The organism is Halobacillus sp. BBL2006 (genome assembly GCF_000786645.1).
Lineage (GTDB): Bacteria > Bacillota > Bacilli > Bacillales > Halobacillaceae > Halobacillus.
Genome location: NZ_JRNX01000804.1, coordinates 1 through 1,093 on the forward strand (window position 1 = coordinate 1; position 1,093 = coordinate 1,093).

Here is a 1,093-nt window from a genome sequence, read left to right on the forward strand (position 1 = left end):
GTTGATTTCATACAAGTTTTCAATGTTCGTTTTTTTCCACCGCTACTTTACTTATGTCCCAGCCTCCTATTTCATGTTTGATCACTTGACTTAAGTAAGACAATCAACTATTATACTTACTAAAGGTAAGTAACTTACTTAAATAAAATTGAAGGTGATTATTAGTGGAAAAGCATTTTTTTCAAAAACCGAATACCTATGTAGGACATGTAGAGATCAAAGTCAGCAGCTTGGAAAAATCCAAAAATTTTTATCGAGACATATTAGGTCTGCAAATTCTAGAACAAACAGATACCAAGGTGTCATTTACCACAGATGGAAAGAGTTCAATTCTATCAATTGAACAGCCAGATCGTGTTAAACCGAAGCCGAACCATACAGCCGGACTTTATCATTTTGCCATACTGCTACCGAATCGAACGGAGCTAGGAAAGGTGTTGAAGCACTTTATAGAAATTGATCTTCGTTTAGGGGCTTCGGACCACCTCGTGAGTGAAGCCTTATATCTGAATGATCCGGACGGAAACGGGATTGAAATTTATTCCGACCGTCCTTCCGATCTGTGGGAATGGAAAGGCGAAGAAGTAAAGATGGCAGTAGACCCACTAAATGGGGACGATCTGCTTCAAGGCATTGAAGAAAAAGCGTGGGAAGGACTGCCTGCTCAGACAGTTATGGGACATATCCATTTGCATGTAGCTGATATGTCAGAAACACAAGCCTTCTATGCTGCTCTAGGATTTAATATTGTAAGCAAGCTCGGAAATCAAGCTTCATTCATGTCAACGGGAGGTTACCATCATCACTTAGGATTAAATACATGGAATGGCCCAGGTGTTCCCCCTACCCCTGAAGACAGCGTCGGCTTGAAGTCATTCACTCTCATTTTTCCAGACATTGAAAAGAGGGAAGAAGCTGTACGTAAAGTGAGAAGCTTAGGTTATAGCATTGAGGAAGGCTTAAAGGATTACAAAACCGAAGATCCATCAGGAAACAAAATGATTCTGAAAGTTAACCCATAAAAAAAGTTCTCCTTCGAAGGAGAACTTTTTTATTGATCAGGATTCTTTTGTTATGCCTAGTTTCTGAATCA

Annotated in this window: 1 protein-coding gene; it reads left to right on the forward strand. The window is 39.6% G+C overall.

Annotation, left to right across the window (positions count from 1 at the left end):
* Window positions 1–164 precede the first annotated feature (164 nt).
* Window positions 165–1,022, forward strand: a complete 858-nt coding sequence (locus LD39_RS19855; RefSeq protein ID WP_035552516.1) for a VOC family protein — start codon at window positions 165–167, stop codon at window positions 1,020–1,022.
* Window positions 1,023–1,093: the final 71 nt, after the last annotated feature.